Raw genomic sequence first — 14,755 nt, forward strand, 5'->3', positions numbered from 1 at the left:
GCGGCGGCCGGGGCGTCAGGTGCAAGCTCGGGGGTAGCGGTGGGCCATTCATTGGTTAGAGTGGGCGCGATGATAAGTGCGGTGACGGGCGTTTTGGATGCAGCTCAAACGAGTCTGGCAGTTAAACGCACTTTTGCTAAAGGGGACACCCGTGCATGGCTCTCGTATTCACTAGCAAGCGGAGCATCCGCTATCGGCGTGAGCCTTTCCATTTTTGCCATATTCCATCCAGTGCTTTATGGCCCATTGGGCATCGCCATCATTCTTTCGATTAGCGCGTACAATTTGAAAAAATGGGCAGAGCAACTTGAATCAACACCCTTAGAGCGTTGGGCCAAACGATGTTATTTCGGTAAAGCCAACGAGACTCCCGTCATTCACTGGAATAGACCCGAGCATGCCGACATCGCTTTTGCTGAACTCAATGCGGCCACGCTAGGACTCCTCACTCACCTGGAGTTCAAAACCCTAAGAGCAGATCCAACAATAAGTTCGAAAATTGGAGGATTGGCAAGTTTAGCTACACAGCGGCATATCAAATTCAGAATCATTTTACCTGGCTTTGACGAGACTAGGTCCGCCTATCACTGGACGCTCACTGTGCATCGCCACGGAGACGGCCTCTCGCCCGACTACACGGGGGGAGAAACTATTATCAGTGGTAAACTTCATCCTTTACCGCACCCTACGACTGCCTTGAGACAGGCTTCGCTGCAAGCCTCCCAACTTCCAAAATTCCCTGATTACAAAAAAGACAGCATCGTGGTGAATAAAATGAGACACCAAGCCGGCACTGCAAAAAGCGGGTATTTCTATCATGAAGACCTCAGCGGCAGCATCGAACTTAACCCCGATCTCGGCAAGCACAACATCTTAGCTGCAACCCTGTCCGTGATCTATTGGCCCGACCGTGCAATTTCTGACGCATACGCAGAAATAGTTTTAGAGCAAAAAAACTCATGAACAGCCCAAAAAAATACCACCCTCGTCGCCCTCTAGGATGGAAGTACGACCTACCTAGACCCAATGAAACTCCAACTTTGCGCATTGATACAGATGCTTTAAAGCTCTCACCCAACCATGTCAACCTCGTCTATCTCGAGCTACCCAGATCAACATTGAGAATGAGAGGTATAGGGATTATTGGCGGTAGCTTCATGCTTCTCTACCTCACAGCCACATTGTTATTCATCGCTTATATTCTCCTTATGGACACATTCGAACCAGGCTTCGCTCTCATATTTATTGGAGGCGGCGCCATCCTTTACTGGCCAATTATCCCCACCATACGAATGGACATTCAACTCCCCCGCGACGAACCCATCCGCTTCAACCGGCTACGGCGCAAAGTCTATTTCTACCAATACCACTTTGACCGACTCCACCTATTCAGCCGCCAACGCTGGGGTGTACGCCCGGTTGTCTACGACTGGGATGACCTGGTCGCCGAAGCCTGCAGCGTATACGCACCGATGGGTAATGGCGGTCTAATCGAAAACGTCGTGATTTCGGTGATCAAGCCCGGCACCGAAGAGGTAATCGACCGCCTGTTCTTCACCCACGATATCGAGCAAGGAAAGCAGTACTGGGCACTGGCCCAGTTGTTCATGCAACAAGGCCCCCAGGCCCTGCCCGAGTTCGTCCACCCACCCCGAGACTGGAACGATGATTCGCAGTTAAGCCCTATTCGGTGCATTGCCCCTAAAGTTCATTGGCCAGAAGAGATAGACCTCGAATCACGCAGCGCGCCGTGCGCTGGGTGAATCACACATATAGTCCACACCATTCTTAGGAAGGACGTCGAGTGAAAAACCACGCACCAACCCTGTCGCGCCGTGCACCTGGCTGGAAATATGATTTAAGCAAACCTAACGACAAGCCAGAGCAGTGCTCCCGGTCAGGGAGTTTGAAAACACCCCCAAACCATATCTGCCACACCTACTTCGAACTACCAAGGTCAACATTAAGACACCGGGGCGTAGGTATTTTCGGAGGAGGAATTTCCGTAGCCGTTATCAGCATCATAGCGTTGACTTTAACCTATATGACAATAACAGCCTGGCGAGAGGTTGGCCTCACTCTCATTTTGGTTGGATTATTTTTCGTAATCACAACGTTTTGGGCTGTCATCCCCACCATACGCATGGATATTGAACTCCCCCGCGACGAACCTATCCGCTTCAACCGGCTACGCCGCAAAGTCTATTTCTACCAATACCACTTTGACCGACTCCACCTATTCAGCCGCCAACGCTGGGGTATCCGCCCAGTTGTCTACGACTGGGATGACCTGATCGCCGAAGCCTGCAGCGTATACGCACCGATGGGCAATGGCGGTCTAATCGAAAACGTCGTGATTTCGGTGATCAAGCCCGGCACTGAAGAGGTAATCGACCGCCTGTTCTTCACCCACGATATCGAGCTAGGAAAGCAGTACTGGGCACTTGCTCAGTTGTTCATGCAACAAGGCCCCCAGGCCCTGCCCGAGTTCGTCCACCCACCCCGAGACTGGAACGATGATTCGCAGTTGAGCCCGATTCACTGCATCGCCCCAAAGGTTCAATGGCCGACAGCGATCGATATTGAGTCGCGCACAGCGCCAGCCGCTGAATACAGCCGGTAGCCATTGCAGCGACAGACCTTTCCCACAACAGGGCCGGTCACAGTGCCCCACCGGGCAGCCCAAGGGTGCCGCCAAGCCATTTCACCGCTACAATGCGCGCCTAAACCGTGACAGCCCGAAAATATAACGACATGTCCCTGCCAAAGAATCACCTGGAACTGCTCAGCCCTGCCCGCGACGTGGCGATTGCCCGCGAGGCCATCCTGCACGGCGCTGATGCCATCTACATTGGCGGCCCTAGCTTCGGCGCGCGCCACAATGCCTGCAATGAAGTCGGCGAGATCGCCGAGCTGGTGGAGTTCGCCCGGCGTTACCATGCGCGGGTGTTCACTACCATCAACACCATCCTTCACGACAACGAACTGGAACCTGCGCGCAAGCTGATCCATCAGCTGTACGACGCCGGGGTCGATGCGTTGATCGTCCAGGATCTGGGGGTGATGGAGCTGGACATCCCGCCGATCGAGCTGCACGCCAGCACCCAGACCGACATCCGCACCCTGGCGCGGGCCAAGTTTCTCGACCAGGCCGGTTTCTCCCAGCTGGTTCTGGCCCGTGAGCTGAACCTGCAAGAAATCCGCACCATCGCCAGCGAAACCGATGCAGCCATTGAGTTCTTCATCCATGGCGCCCTGTGCGTGGCCTTCTCCGGCCAGTGCAACATCTCCCACGCCCAGACCGGGCGCAGCGCCAACCGTGGCGATTGCTCGCAAGCCTGCCGCCTGCCCTACACCCTCAAGGATGATCAGGGCCGGGTAGTGGCGTTCGAGAAGCACCTGCTGTCGATGAAGGACAACAACCAGACCGCCAACCTGCGCGACCTGGTCGACGCGGGCGTGCGCTCGTTCAAGATCGAGGGCCGCTACAAGGACATGGCCTACGTCAAGAACATCACCGCTCACTACCGCAAGGAGCTCGATGCGATCCTGGAGGACCGCCCGGCCCTGGCCCGCGCCTCCAGCGGCCGCACCGAGCACTTCTTCCTGCCCGATCCGGACAAGACCTTCCACCGCGGCAGCACCGACTATTTCGTCAGCGAACGCAAAATCGATATCGGTGCCTTCGACTCGCCTACCTTCACCGGCCTGCACGTGGGCGTGGTGGAAAAGGTCGGCAAGCGCGACCTGCAAGTGGTCACTGAAGTGCCGCTGAGCAATGGCGATGGCCTCAATGTGCTGGTCAAGCGCGAAGTGGTGGGCTTCCGGGCCAACATCGCCGAGCCCAAGGGCGAGTTCGAGGAAGATGGCCAGAAGCGTTACCGCTACCGCGTCGAGCCCAACGAGATGCCTGACGGCATGCACCGCCTGCGCCCGAATCATCCGCTGTCGCGCAACCTCGATCACAACTGGCAACTGGCGCTGCAGCGCACCTCCGCTGAGCGCCGCGTGGGCGTGGCGTGGAAAGCACAGCTGCGCCAAGCGCGCCTGGAGCTGAACGCGACCAGTGAGGAAGGCGTCAGCGTCAGCGTTGCCCTGGATGGCCCGTTTGGCGAGGCCAACAAGCCGCAGCAGGCACTAGAGCAATTGCATGACCTGCTCGGCCAGCTGGGTACCACCCAGTACCACGCCACTGCCATCGAGCTGAATGCGCCGCAGGCGTTCTTCATCCCCAACTCGCAGCTCAAGGCCCTGCGCCGCGAGGCGATCGAGGCGCTAACCGCAGCACGGGTCAAGGCTCACCCTCGTGGCGGGCGTAAAGCCGAGACCACTCCGCCGCCGGTGTATCCGGAGTCGCACCTGTCGTTCTTGGCCAACGTCTACAACCAGAAGGCCCGCGACTTCTACCATCGCCATGGCGTGCAATTGATCGACGCGGCGTACGAGGCCCACGAGGAACACGGCGAAGTTCCGGTGATGATCACCAAGCACTGCCTGCGCTTCTCCTTCAACTTGTGCCCCAAGCAGGCCAAGGGCGTGACTGGCGTGCGTACCAAGGTGGCACCGATGCAGCTGATTCAGGGCGATGAAGTGCTGACCCTGAAGTTCGACTGCAAGCCCTGCGAGATGCATGTGGTAGGCAAGATGAAGTCGCACATCATCGATCTGCCGACCCCAGGCAGTGGTGTGGCGCAGGTGGTTGGGCATATCAGCCCGGAAGACCTGCTCAAGACCATCGTGCGCGCGCCGCACTGATTGCTGCGCTGTCAGCGCGGACCTCATCGCGAGGCGAGCCCCCGCACCACCAAGCACAACCCAAGCCTGCACAAGCAGCCGCACAGGCCCCTGGACACATCGTCCAGGGGCCTGTGCGGCTGCATTGAGCCCATTTTGTCTCATTTGATATTTGCTATGTGACCGGACGCGGAATTTTGGTACGACGGTACACCAAATACCACTGTAAATGATAATTGCTACCAGATATGATCCGAGCCCTCTCCCACCCCCAAGGATCGTATCGTCCATGCGTCGTGCGTTCGTTTCACTCTGCCTTCTCAACGCAGTCTCCCCAGCGGTCCTGGCAGAATCGTCAGCCGCCCAGCCGGTTGAGCTGCAAGCGGTCAATATCGATGCGGCCAGCGAGCGCGAACGTGCCGATGGGCCGGTGGTTGGCTACCGGGCCACGCGCTCGGCGAGTGCGACGCGCACCGACACCGCGCTGCATGAGACGCCGCAGTCGATCAGCGTGGTGCCCCGCGATGTCCTTGAAGACACCGCAGCCACCCGCTTGCAGGATGCCCTGGACTACGCCGGCGGCGTCGGTCGGGCAAACAATTTCGGTGGCCAGGGCCTGACCACCGTGACCGTGCGCGGCTTCACCACCGGTGAGTACTACCGCAACGGCTTCCCGATCAACCGCGGCTACCCGAACGCGCCCGATGCCATTACCGTCGAACGGCTGGAAGTGATCCGTGGTCCGGCCACCAGCCTGTACGGTCGGGGCGACCCTGGCGGCACCTTCAACGTGGTCAGCAAGCAACCATTGGCCGAGCCCAGAGTGACCCTGGGCAGCCAGGTCGACGACCAAGGCATGCAGCGCGCCACCCTCGATGCCAGCGGGCCACTGAGCGAGGACGGCCGCCTGGCCTACCGGCTCAACGTGCTTGGCGAGGGCGGTGAAAGTTTCCGTGATGATGTCGACAGCGAGCGCTATGACGTTGCACCGGTGCTGAGCTGGCAAGTCAGCGATAGCACCAAGATCGTCTTCGAGGGCGATTTCATGCGCAACAACCACCCGCTCGACCGCGGGCTGACCCGCTATCCGACCCAGCGCGGCAGCGCCTCGCGTGATACCAACATCTGGGAGACAGGCAGCGACAACCTGCTGCACAACGACAACAACATGGCCCAGCTGCGCTTCGAGCATCTGCTCAACGACAACTGGACCCTGGCCGGCGGCATGCAGTGGCTGGACGGCACCCTCGAAGGCAATGCCGTCGAAGCCAATGCCTTGCAGGCCGATGGGCACACCCTGGGGCGCAACTTCAACTACCGCAAACTGCAATGGAGTGACCGCGACTACCAGCTCAACCTCACCGGCCATTTCGACACCGCAGGTTTTGCCCACACCCTGCTGACTGGCATCGAGTACGAGGATTACCACTACCAGTCGATCATCCAACGCTCGGCCGCAGGTGCCGGTGCCTACCCGATCGACCTGTTCGACCCGGTATTGGGCCAGCCCCGCCCGGCACTGAGCCGCACCACCACTCATGATCAGGAACACCTCAAGACCTGGGCGGCGTTCATCCAGGACCAAGTAGCGCTAACCGAGCGCCTGAAGCTGTTGGCCGGGGTGCGTCTGGAGCGTTTCGAGCACGACTACGACAACTACCTGCCCAACACCCAGGGCTGGCAAGCGGCAGACAACGCAGTGACGCCGCGTTTTGGCGTGATCTATGACCTGACCGACAGCCTTGCCGTGTACGCCAACACCGCACGCTCGTTCAAGCCCAACAGCGGTGCCAGCCGCCAGGGTGATGGTTTCGACCCGGAGAAAGGCAAGTCGTATGAGTTGGGCGTCAAGTGGCAGGCCCTGGACCAACAACTGAGCATCGATGCGGCGGTGTACCACATCGTCAAACAGAACGTGCTGGCCAACGACCCGCAGGATGATGCCTACAAGATTGCCGCAGGCGAAGTGCGCAGCCGTGGCCTGGACATCAATGTCGCCGGCAACCTCACCCCTGAGTGGCGGGTGATTGGCGGTTATGCCTATGTCGATGCCGAGGTCACCAAGGACACCAGCCTGTCCACCGGCACCCGCCTGGCCAACATTCCGCGCAACAGCTTCAGCCTGCTCAATACCTATGAGTTCCAGGATGGTCTGGCCAAAGGCCTGGGCTTGGGCGTGGGGGTCAAATACGTCGATGATCGCGCCGGCCAGACCCAGGCGCAGACTTACACCATGGAGCAGTACAGCGTGGTCGACCTGTTGAGCTTCTACCAGCTCAATGAGCATGTGCGGCTGAACCTGGATGTGAAGAACCTGTTCAACAAGGGCTATGACGAAGGCGCGTTCAACACCTACGTCTACCCGGGTGCGCCGCGCACGGTGCAGGCGGGGATTGCCTATACCTTTTGAAAGTGGGGCCGCAAAGCGGCCCTTCGCGGGAGCAGGCCCTCAAGTTCGCCCTGTTTCAACACAACCAAACACCCGCCGCACCAGGCTGGCCAGGGCCTGCTCGCCCATGAACGCCTGGTCAAGGCACTGCTCGGCACAGCGCAAATGCGCCAACAAACGTTCGCGGGTCGCGGTCTCGCCGCACACGGCGACCAGGGTCGATTTACCCGCATCCTTGCCCTGATCCTTGCCAGTGCCAGGGTCGTGATCGCGCAGGTCGTCATACAGCTGAAACGCCTGCCCCAGCTCACCGGCAAAATGCAGCAAGGCCTCACGCACCGCTTGCGGTGAGTCAGCAATCTCACACGCCATCTGCATGATCGCCGCAAACAGCACCCCGGTCTTCAGCCGGTTGGTCTCGGCGATCTGCTGCGCGCTACGTGGCTGGCTGCCTTCGCGCAGGTCCTGCAACTGGCCTTTGACCAAGCCTTGCGCACCAATCGCTTCGGCGAGGATCGACACCAGGCGAGTACGCGTCGCCGCCGGCAGGGTTTCGATCCCTGCGACCAGGCCGAACGCGCGCGAGAGCAAGGCGATGGCGGCAAGGATCGCCACGTCTTCGCCAAAGGCCAAGTGCAGCGTAGGCCGACCTCGTCTGAGCGCCGCGTCGTCCATGCACGGCAGGTCATCCAGCACCAACGATGCGGCATGCACCATTTCCACCGCACAGCCCAGTTCCAGTGCCGCGCGTGGGCATGCCCCCAGGCCCTCGGCGCTGAGCAGGAGCATCAGCGGTCGCAGGCGCTTGCCCGGGGCCAAGGTGCTCTCGCGCATGGCGGCAGCCAGCAGGTCACGTTCCTGGCCTGCCGGCAGCAGTTCATCCAGCCGGGCCTGCAGCGCACGCTGCAAGGCGGCGATATGCTCAGTGAGGCCGGTATCGGCGGCCGGGAGCGGTGGTGCGATGGTCGTCATCCTTGCCTCTTCTGCTCAGCGCGGCGCCAGGGGCCGCAGGTGAAATGGAACGACTGTCAGCAGTCGTGGCCTGACGCTATAGCGTTTTTTGAGCTTAGCTGTACAAAGCAGCTAACGTTGTACAACTTAACCTTAAGCAATGACCCCGCTTGCCCTTCAATGATTCCCAGGCACCGGAGCCAGCATGAAGAAAAGCTTCCTCAGTCAACGCAAGGACGACCACCTGGACATCGTGCTGGCGCCTGACCCGGCGCAGTTACGCCAGGATCCAGGCTTCTCGGCGATCCGCTTCGAGCACTGCGCCCTGCCTGAACTGGCCCTGGACGAAGTCGACCTGAGCAGCTCGCTGCTGGGCATCGCCCTGCGCGCGCCATTGCTGATCAGCTCGATGACCGGTGGTGCCGAGCGCGCCCGCTTTATCAATCAGCACCTGGCCGAGGCCGCGCAAGCACTGGGCATCGCCATGGGCGTCGGCTCGCAACGGGTCAGTTTGCGTACCGGGCATGACCAAGGGCTGACCGGCGAGCTGCGCCGCTTGGCGCCGGATATCCCGTTGCTGGCCAACCTGGGCGCCGCCCAGTTGAGTGAGGCAGATGGCCTGGACCTGGCGCGCCGAGCCGTCGACAGCCTGCAAGCAGACGCGCTGATCATCCACCTCAATCCGTTACAGGAGGCGGTGCAGCCAGAGGGTGACCGCGACTGGCGCGGGGTGCTGGCACGGATCGCGGCGCTGACTGGCGAGTTGCCGGTGCCGGTGATCGTCAAGGAGGTCGGCGCCGGAATCTCGCCGACGGTGGCCCGCGCGCTGGTCGAAGCCGGCGTGCGCATGATCGATGTGGCCGGCGCCGGCGGCACCAGTTGGGCTGCGGTCGAGGCGCGCCGGGCGCAAACCGACGCCGATCGCGCCGTGGCGATGGCCTTCGCCGATTGGGGCATCCCCACGGCGCAGTGCCTGTTGGCTGTACGCCGAGCCTTGCCAAATCTGCCGCTGATCGCCTCTGGGGGCATTCGTGATGGCATCGATGCGGCCAAGGCGATACGCCTGGGCGCCGACCTGGTCGGTCAGGCGGCCGGGGTGTTGATGGCTGCCACCCAGTCCAGCGACGCGGTGGTGGAGCATTTCGATATTGTCCTGCGCCAGTTGCGCATTGCCTGTTTCTGTACCGGATCGCGCAATCTGCTCGAGCTGCGTCGGGCGCGGCTGCTGGGCAACCAGCTGGACCTGCCATGAGCCATTTCGCGGTGGTAGCGCCGCCCTACCCTAGCCATTTCAACGCGCTGCAAGCGCTGGCCGGGACGTTGCTGCAGCGCGGCCACCAGGTGACGTTTTTTCATCAGTGCGACAGCCAGCGCTGGCTCGACGATGCGCGCATCGCCTTTTGCCCGGTAGGCCTGGACCAGCGGCCTGCCGGTAGCCTCGATCAGGCGCTCCAGCTGGCCGCCAATCCCAGCAACCCCTGGCGTCTTCGCCGGCTGATCCGCCAGTTGGCAGAAACCAGCGCCCTGCTCTGCGCGCAGCTACCGGCGGCGCTGCAGCAGCAGCGCATTGACGCGGTGCTCAGTGACCAGATGGAGCCGGCCGGTGCCTTGGTCGCCGAGGCGCTGCACTTGCCCATGGTATCGATTGCCTGCGCCTTGCCCATCAATCGTGAAGAGGGGGTGCCGTTGCCGGTCATGCCGTTCAAGTACGCCCACGACCCACGCAGCCAACGGCTGTATCAGGGCAGCACCGATGTGCATGACTGGCTGATGCGGCCATTGACCCAAGTGTTGGAAACTGCCGCACAGCGCCTCGGCTTGCCCACGCGCGGGGGCTTGCAAGATTACCTCTCGCCCTTGGCGCAGATCAGCCAGACCCTGGCCGGCTTCGACTTTCCGCGCCAGGCCTTGCCCGCGCATTTTCATGCCGTCGGCCCATTGCGCAACAGCGAACCACAGGCGCCTGGCGCTTGGCCGCTCGATCCGCGCAAACCCGTGGTGTTTGCCAGCTTGGGCACCTTGCAAGGTCACCGCTTCGGCCTGTTCGCGCGCATTGCCCGAGCCTGTCGCCTGCTCGATGTGCAACTGCTGATCGCCCATTGTGGCGGGCTCGATGTGCCGCAACAGGCGCGCTTGCTGCAAATGGGCGCTGCGGTGGTCACTGATTTTGCCCCGCAGCAGTGGGCGGTGCGCCGCGCCGACGTGGTGATCAGTCATGGCGGGCTGAACACGGTGATGGATGCGCTGGGGGCGGGGACGCCGCTGCTGGTATTACCGATCGCCTTCGATCAACCTGGGGTGGCGGCGCGCGTGGTTTATCACCACTTGGGCCTGGCGCTGTCACGGCGGGCCGGGGTCAGCGCGATTGCCGCAGCCTTGGCGCATCTGCTGGAGCAGCCGATGCCCGGCTTGGCGCCGCTGCAAGCCGAGCTGGCCCAGGCCGGCGGCGTTGACTTGGCTGCCGATATCATCGAGACGGCCGTGCGTACCGGGCAACCTGTATTGGCGCAGGCACCTTTATGAGCCATGACCTGATCCTGGCTGGCGGCGGCCTGGCCAATGGCCTGATCGCCTGGCGCCTGCGTCAGCTGCGACCCGAGCTGGATGTAGTGTGCCTGGAACAGCAAGACAGCCTTGGCGGCAACCATACCTGGTCGTTTCACCAGCACGACCTCGACCACCAGCAACAACAGTGGCTGCAGCCGCTAGTGGTCAAGCGCTGGCCGGCCTATCACGTGCACTTTCCACAGCTGTCCCGCAGGCTGCAAAGCGGCTATGCGAGCATCACCAGCGAGCGCTTTGCCCAGATCATCACGCCAGTGCTCGGGCCGGCCCTGCGTACCGGCTGCCAGATCCAGGCGCTGGGGCCCAGCCAGGTGCGCCTGGACACTGGCGAGCAATTGCAGGCGCGGATTGTCATCGACGGTCGCGGCGCGCAGCCCAGCAGCCAGCGAATCTTGGCCCGGCAGGCGTTTCTCGGCCAGGTGCTGCGCCTACGCCAGCCACATGGCCTGCTGGAACCGATAGTGATGGATGCGCGCGTGGCCCAGGGCGCGGGCTATCGATTCGTCTATGTCCTGCCGTTCACTGCCGACACCCTGTTGGTTGAAGACACTCACTACGTCGAGCGTGACCCGCCCGCGCCCGAGCTGCTACGGGCCAACATTGCCGATTACCTGCAGGCACACGGCTGGGCAGTAGCGCAAGTGCTGCGCGAAGAACAGGGCGTGCTGCCGATTACCCTGGCCGGCGACTTCCCCCGCTGGTGGGCCGAGCAAGGCGATCAACCGCTGTCGGGCCTGCGTGCCGGGTTGTTTCATTGCACCACCGGTTATTCGCTACCCGAAGCGGTGCGCCTGGCCGACTGGTTAGCGACCCAACCGCTCGATGAGGCCGCCCAGCTGACGCACAACCTCAAGCACTACCTGAGTGATCGCTGGCATGACCAAGGCTTCTACCGCCTGCTCAATCGCATGCTGTTCCTGGCCGGTCGGCCTGAACAGCGCTGGCAGGTGTTGCAGCGTTTCTATCAGCTTCCAGAGGCGCTGATCGCCCGTTTCTATGCTGGACAAAGCACCTGGCGCGACCGCCTGCGGCTGCTCTCGGGCAAGCCGCCGGTGCCGGTCGGGCAAGCCCTGCGCGCGGCACTGCGCCACTCACCCCGGCACTTCGAGGAGCCACAATGAGCCAAGCGAAAACAGCACTGGTTATCGGCGCAGGCCTGGGCGGCCTGGCCCTGGCCATTCGCCTGCAAGCCGCCGGGGTCAATACGACGCTGCTGGAAAAGCGTGACCAACCCGGTGGCCGCGCCTACGTCTACCGCGACCAGGGTTTCACTTTCGATGCCGGGCCCACGGTGATCACCGACCCCACGGCGATCCAGGCGCTGTTCACCCTGGCCGGCAAGCCGATGGCCGATTATGTCGAGCTACTGCCCGTCAGCCCGTTCTATCGGCTGTGCTGGGAAGATGGCACCTGCTTTGACTATGGCAACGACCAGGATGAACTGGAGCGCCAGATCCATGCCTTGGATGCTATTGACGTGGCTGGCTACCGGCGCTTTCTGGCCTACTCCAAGGCGGTGCTCGACGAGGGCTATGTCAAGCTCGGGGCGGTGCCGTTCCTGTCATTTCGCGACATGCTGCAGGCCGGCCCACAGCTGGCGCGGTTGCAGGCTTGGCGCAGCGTGTATGCCATGGTGGCACGCTTCGTGGGTAACGACAGGCTGCGTCAGGCCTTGTCATTCCATGCCCTGCTGGTGGGCGGCAACCCGTTCGCTACCTCTTCGATCTACAGCCTGATCCATGCCCTGGAGCGGCAGTGGGGGGTGTGGTTTGCACGCGGTGGCACCGGCGCCCTGGTGCAGGGGCTGGTGAAACTGTTCCTAGACCTGGGCGGCACCTTGGAGTTGAATGCCGACGTCGCCGCTTTCGACGTCCAAGCTGGCCGCCTCACCGGTGCCCGCAGCCACGATGGTCGGCACTGGCAGGCTGATGCCGTGGCCTCCAATGCCGATGTGGTACACACCTACGCCGAGCTGCTCGGCGCGCATCCGCGTGGTCAGCAGGAGGGCCGAAGGCTCAAGGGCAAACGCTTTAGCAACTCGCTGTTTGTCGTGCACTTTGGCCTGAACCGTCCGCAGCCACAGCTGCGCCATCACACCGTGTGCTTCGGGCCGCGCTATCAGGCGCTGATCGATGAAATTTTCAGCGGGCCGGAGCTGGCCGAGGACTTTTCGCTCTACCTGCATAGCCCCTGCGCCACCGACCCCAGCCTGGCGCCGCCGGGTTGCTCCAGTCACTACGTGCTGGCACCGGTGCCACACCTGGGCAACGCGCCGGTCGACTGGGAGCGGGAGGGCCCACGCTACCGTGATCGGATCCTGGCCTATCTGCAGCGCTACTACATGCCGGGGCTGCGCGAGTCACTGGTGACCTGCCGCACCTTCAGCCCGCTGGATTTTCGTAACCAGCTCAATGCGCACGTGGGCTCGGCGTTTTCCCTGGAGCCGATCCTCACCCAGAGTGCCTGGTTCCGCCCGCATAATCGCGATGCGCAGTTGAGCAACTTGTATCTGGTGGGTGCCGGCACCCACCCTGGCGCCGGCGTGCCTGGGGTGATTGCCTCGGCCAAGGCCACCGCTGGGCTGATGCTGGAGGATCTGCACCGATGAGCCACGACCCCTTACTCGCCCACGCCGAACGCAGTATCGCCGTCGGCTCAAAGAGTTTCGCCGCCGCCGCGCGCTTGTTCGACGCCAACACCCGCCGCAGTGCGATGCTGCTATACGCCTGGTGTCGGCACTGCGACGATGTCATCGACGGCCAACAGGCCGGCCACGGGGCTAGCGTGCAAGCTCCAGCGCTGGCCCTGCAATGCCTGCTGGAGCTGCAAGTGCAGACCGACGCCGCCTGTCGCGGTGCCCCGCTTGAGCAGCCGGCATTCGCCGCCTTGCGTGAAGTTGCCAGGCAACATGGCATCCCGCGCCAGGAGGCATTCGACCTGCTGGCCGGCTTCGCCCAGGACGTTGCCGGCGAGCATTACCGCAGCCTGGACGAGACATTGGGCTACTGCTACCACGTAGCCGGGGTGGTGGGCCTGATGATGGCGCGGGTGATGGGCGTGCGTGACCCGGCAGTGCTCGACCGCGCCTGCGACTTGGGCCTGGCCATGCAATTGACCAACATCGCCCGCGACATCGTCGCCGATGCCCAGGTCGGGCGCTGCTACCTGCCTGAGCAGTGGCTGGAGGAGCTCGCCATCCCTGGCGACAGGCTGACCGATAAGCGCTATCGCCGCAGGTTGGCGCAACTGGCGCAACGCCTGGTCGATCACGCCGAGCCTTACTACCTCAGTGCCCAGGCCGGGTTACCGGCACTGCCCTGGCGCTCGGCGTGGGCAGTGGCGACGGCGGCGCTGGTGTATCGGCAGATCGGGCTAAAGGTGCGCAAGGCAGGTGCCGATGCCTGGGATGGCCGGCTGTCGACTTCGAAATGGGAGAAACTGCGCGCTGTCGCTGGCGGCCTGTGGCGCGCCCTCAGTTGCCGCCTGCGTCGTTACCCAGCACGCGACCCTGGGCTGTGGGCGCGGCCTCACTCGACGCCCGCAGCGGCCCGCCATGACGCGCCCGCAACTGTGCCCGCAGACGGTCGATAGGCGGCGCGTAGAGAAAACCGAACGATACGCAGCCTTGCCTGCCCTGCACCGTATGGTGCATCAGGTGCGCCTGGTACAAGCGCTTGAGGTAGCCCCGGCGTGGCACCAGGCGCAGCGGCCAGCGGTGATGCACCAGGCCATCGTGGGCGATGAAGTACAAGGCGCCATAGGCCGTCATGCCAGCGCCGATCCATTGCAGCGGATACCAGCCGAGGTTGCCCAGGGCGATCAGCACGATGGCCAGGCTGGCGAACACCAGCGCGTACAGATCGTTCTTTTCGAACCAGCCTTGGCGTGGCTCATGGTGCGAGCGATGCCAGGCCCAACCGAAGCCATGCATGATGTACTTGTGGGCGAGGTAGGCCACCGCTTCCATGGCGGTGAGGGTCAGCAGGAAGATCAGCAGGCTGGTGAACATGGCGGGTACTTCCAAAAAAGTCGTTTGCACAGTCTGGCTGCTTTCTATGGAGTCTGCAGGTGATGACTTGTTCCTTTGCTGTATCAGTTCGGGCCTCATCGCGGGGC

At 62.3% G+C, this 14,755-nt stretch carries 11 protein-coding genes and 1 pseudogene; 10 read left to right on the top strand and 2 right to left on the bottom strand.

The genetic code is table 11. The features are described 5' to 3' along the window. The 5 genes and pseudogenes from ACF8K2_RS20305 to ACF8K2_RS20325 form a co-directional block, all read left to right on the top strand. Window positions 1-963 (top strand): annotated as a pseudogene (locus tag ACF8K2_RS20305) (hypothetical protein); the annotation flags it as partial. Further along, a complete protein-coding gene (locus tag ACF8K2_RS20310) occupies window positions 960-1,763 on the top strand; it encodes a DUF6708 domain-containing protein (protein ID WP_367616016.1) in 804 nt (267 codons plus the stop codon). The pseudogene ACF8K2_RS20305 and the gene ACF8K2_RS20310, both read left to right, overlap by 4 nt. Window positions 1,764-1,804: 41 nt before the next feature. Beyond that, window positions 1,805-2,623, top strand: coding sequence for a DUF6708 domain-containing protein (locus tag ACF8K2_RS20315; protein WP_392467280.1), 819 nt, complete (start codon window positions 1,805-1,807; stop codon window positions 2,621-2,623). Window positions 2,624-2,754: 131 nt separating this feature from the next. Beyond that, the gene (locus ACF8K2_RS20320) at window positions 2,755-4,755 is read left to right on the top strand and encodes a U32 family peptidase (RefSeq protein ID WP_392467282.1); all 2,001 of its coding nucleotides are present in this window, start codon (window positions 2,755-2,757) and stop codon (window positions 4,753-4,755) included. 268 nt (window positions 4,756-5,023) lie between these two features. Continuing rightward, complete coding sequence (locus ACF8K2_RS20325) at window positions 5,024-7,144, top strand: TonB-dependent siderophore receptor (protein ID WP_392467284.1); 2,121 nt, start codon at window positions 5,024-5,026, stop codon at window positions 7,142-7,144. A 39-nt stretch (window positions 7,145-7,183) separates the two neighbouring features. Here ACF8K2_RS20325 and ACF8K2_RS20330 read toward each other — a convergent pair whose 3' ends face one another. Then, window positions 7,184-8,095, bottom strand: coding sequence for a polyprenyl synthetase family protein (locus ACF8K2_RS20330; RefSeq protein WP_392467286.1), 912 nt, complete (start codon window positions 8,093-8,095; stop codon window positions 7,184-7,186). A gap of 184 nt (window positions 8,096-8,279) precedes the next feature. Between ACF8K2_RS20330 and fni the strand changes: the two genes are divergently transcribed. Genes fni through ACF8K2_RS20355 form a run of 5 tightly spaced genes read left to right on the top strand, consistent with a single transcriptional unit; the run spans window position 8,280 to window position 14,230 of the window. Beyond that, window positions 8,280-9,326 carry a type 2 isopentenyl-diphosphate Delta-isomerase gene (fni, locus tag ACF8K2_RS20335; protein WP_392467288.1) on the top strand — a complete coding sequence of 349 codons (1,047 nt, stop codon included), beginning with the start codon at window positions 8,280-8,282 and terminating at the stop codon, window positions 9,324-9,326. Next, window positions 9,323-10,597, top strand: a complete 1,275-nt coding sequence (locus ACF8K2_RS20340; RefSeq protein ID WP_392467290.1) for a glycosyltransferase — start codon at window positions 9,323-9,325, stop codon at window positions 10,595-10,597. The genes fni and ACF8K2_RS20340 overlap by 4 nt, the downstream gene beginning before the upstream one ends. Continuing rightward, a complete protein-coding gene (gene crtY / locus ACF8K2_RS20345; protein ID WP_392467292.1) occupies window positions 10,594-11,760 on the top strand; it encodes a lycopene beta-cyclase CrtY in 1,167 nt (388 codons plus the stop codon). Before ACF8K2_RS20340 ends, crtY begins: the two co-directional genes overlap by 4 nt. Beyond that, on the top strand, window positions 11,757-13,247 hold the full coding sequence (locus ACF8K2_RS20350) for a phytoene desaturase (protein WP_392467294.1): 1,491 nt from the start codon (window positions 11,757-11,759) through the stop codon (window positions 13,245-13,247). Before crtY ends, ACF8K2_RS20350 begins: the two co-directional genes overlap by 4 nt. After that, window positions 13,244-14,230: a phytoene/squalene synthase family protein gene (locus ACF8K2_RS20355; RefSeq protein WP_392467295.1), complete on the top strand. Its 987-nt coding sequence runs from the start codon at window positions 13,244-13,246 to the stop codon at window positions 14,228-14,230. The genes ACF8K2_RS20350 and ACF8K2_RS20355 overlap by 4 nt, the downstream gene beginning before the upstream one ends. Here the strand turns inward: ACF8K2_RS20355 and ACF8K2_RS20360 are convergent. Further along, the gene (locus tag ACF8K2_RS20360; protein ID WP_392467296.1) at window positions 14,112-14,648 is read right to left on the bottom strand and encodes a sterol desaturase family protein; all 537 of its coding nucleotides are present in this window, start codon (window positions 14,646-14,648) and stop codon (window positions 14,112-14,114) included. The two genes, ACF8K2_RS20355 and ACF8K2_RS20360, sit on opposite strands and share 119 nt — an antisense overlap. Window positions 14,649-14,755 lie beyond the last annotated feature (107 nt).

Origin of the sequence: Pseudomonas sp. xss_2 (assembly GCF_043104195.1) — a bacterium.
In the GTDB taxonomy this organism is placed as follows: domain Bacteria; phylum Pseudomonadota; class Gammaproteobacteria; order Pseudomonadales; family Pseudomonadaceae; genus Aquipseudomonas; species Aquipseudomonas urmiensis.

Bases quoted from the DNA above. Each gene is read 5' to 3' on its own strand.
- ACF8K2_RS20310 (WP_367616016.1), top strand. From the start codon at position 960: ATGAACAGCCCAAAAAAATACCACCCTCGTCGCCCTCTAGGATGGAAG.
- ACF8K2_RS20320 (WP_392467282.1), top strand. From the start codon at position 2,755: ATGTCCCTGCCAAAGAATCACCTGGAACTGCTCAGCCCTGCCCGCGAC.
- ACF8K2_RS20325 (WP_392467284.1), top strand. From the start codon at position 5,024: ATGCGTCGTGCGTTCGTTTCACTCTGCCTTCTCAACGCAGTCTCCCCA.
- ACF8K2_RS20330 (WP_392467286.1), bottom strand. From the start codon at position 8,095: ATGACGACCATCGCACCACCGCTCCCGGCCGCCGATACCGGCCTCACT.
- fni (WP_392467288.1), top strand. From the start codon at position 8,280: ATGAAGAAAAGCTTCCTCAGTCAACGCAAGGACGACCACCTGGACATC.
- ACF8K2_RS20340 (WP_392467290.1), top strand. From the start codon at position 9,323: ATGAGCCATTTCGCGGTGGTAGCGCCGCCCTACCCTAGCCATTTCAAC.
- crtY (WP_392467292.1), top strand. From the start codon at position 10,594: ATGAGCCATGACCTGATCCTGGCTGGCGGCGGCCTGGCCAATGGCCTG.
- ACF8K2_RS20350 (WP_392467294.1), top strand. From the start codon at position 11,757: ATGAGCCAAGCGAAAACAGCACTGGTTATCGGCGCAGGCCTGGGCGGC.
- ACF8K2_RS20355 (WP_392467295.1), top strand. From the start codon at position 13,244: ATGAGCCACGACCCCTTACTCGCCCACGCCGAACGCAGTATCGCCGTC.
- ACF8K2_RS20360 (WP_392467296.1), bottom strand. From the start codon at position 14,648: ATGTTCACCAGCCTGCTGATCTTCCTGCTGACCCTCACCGCCATGGAA.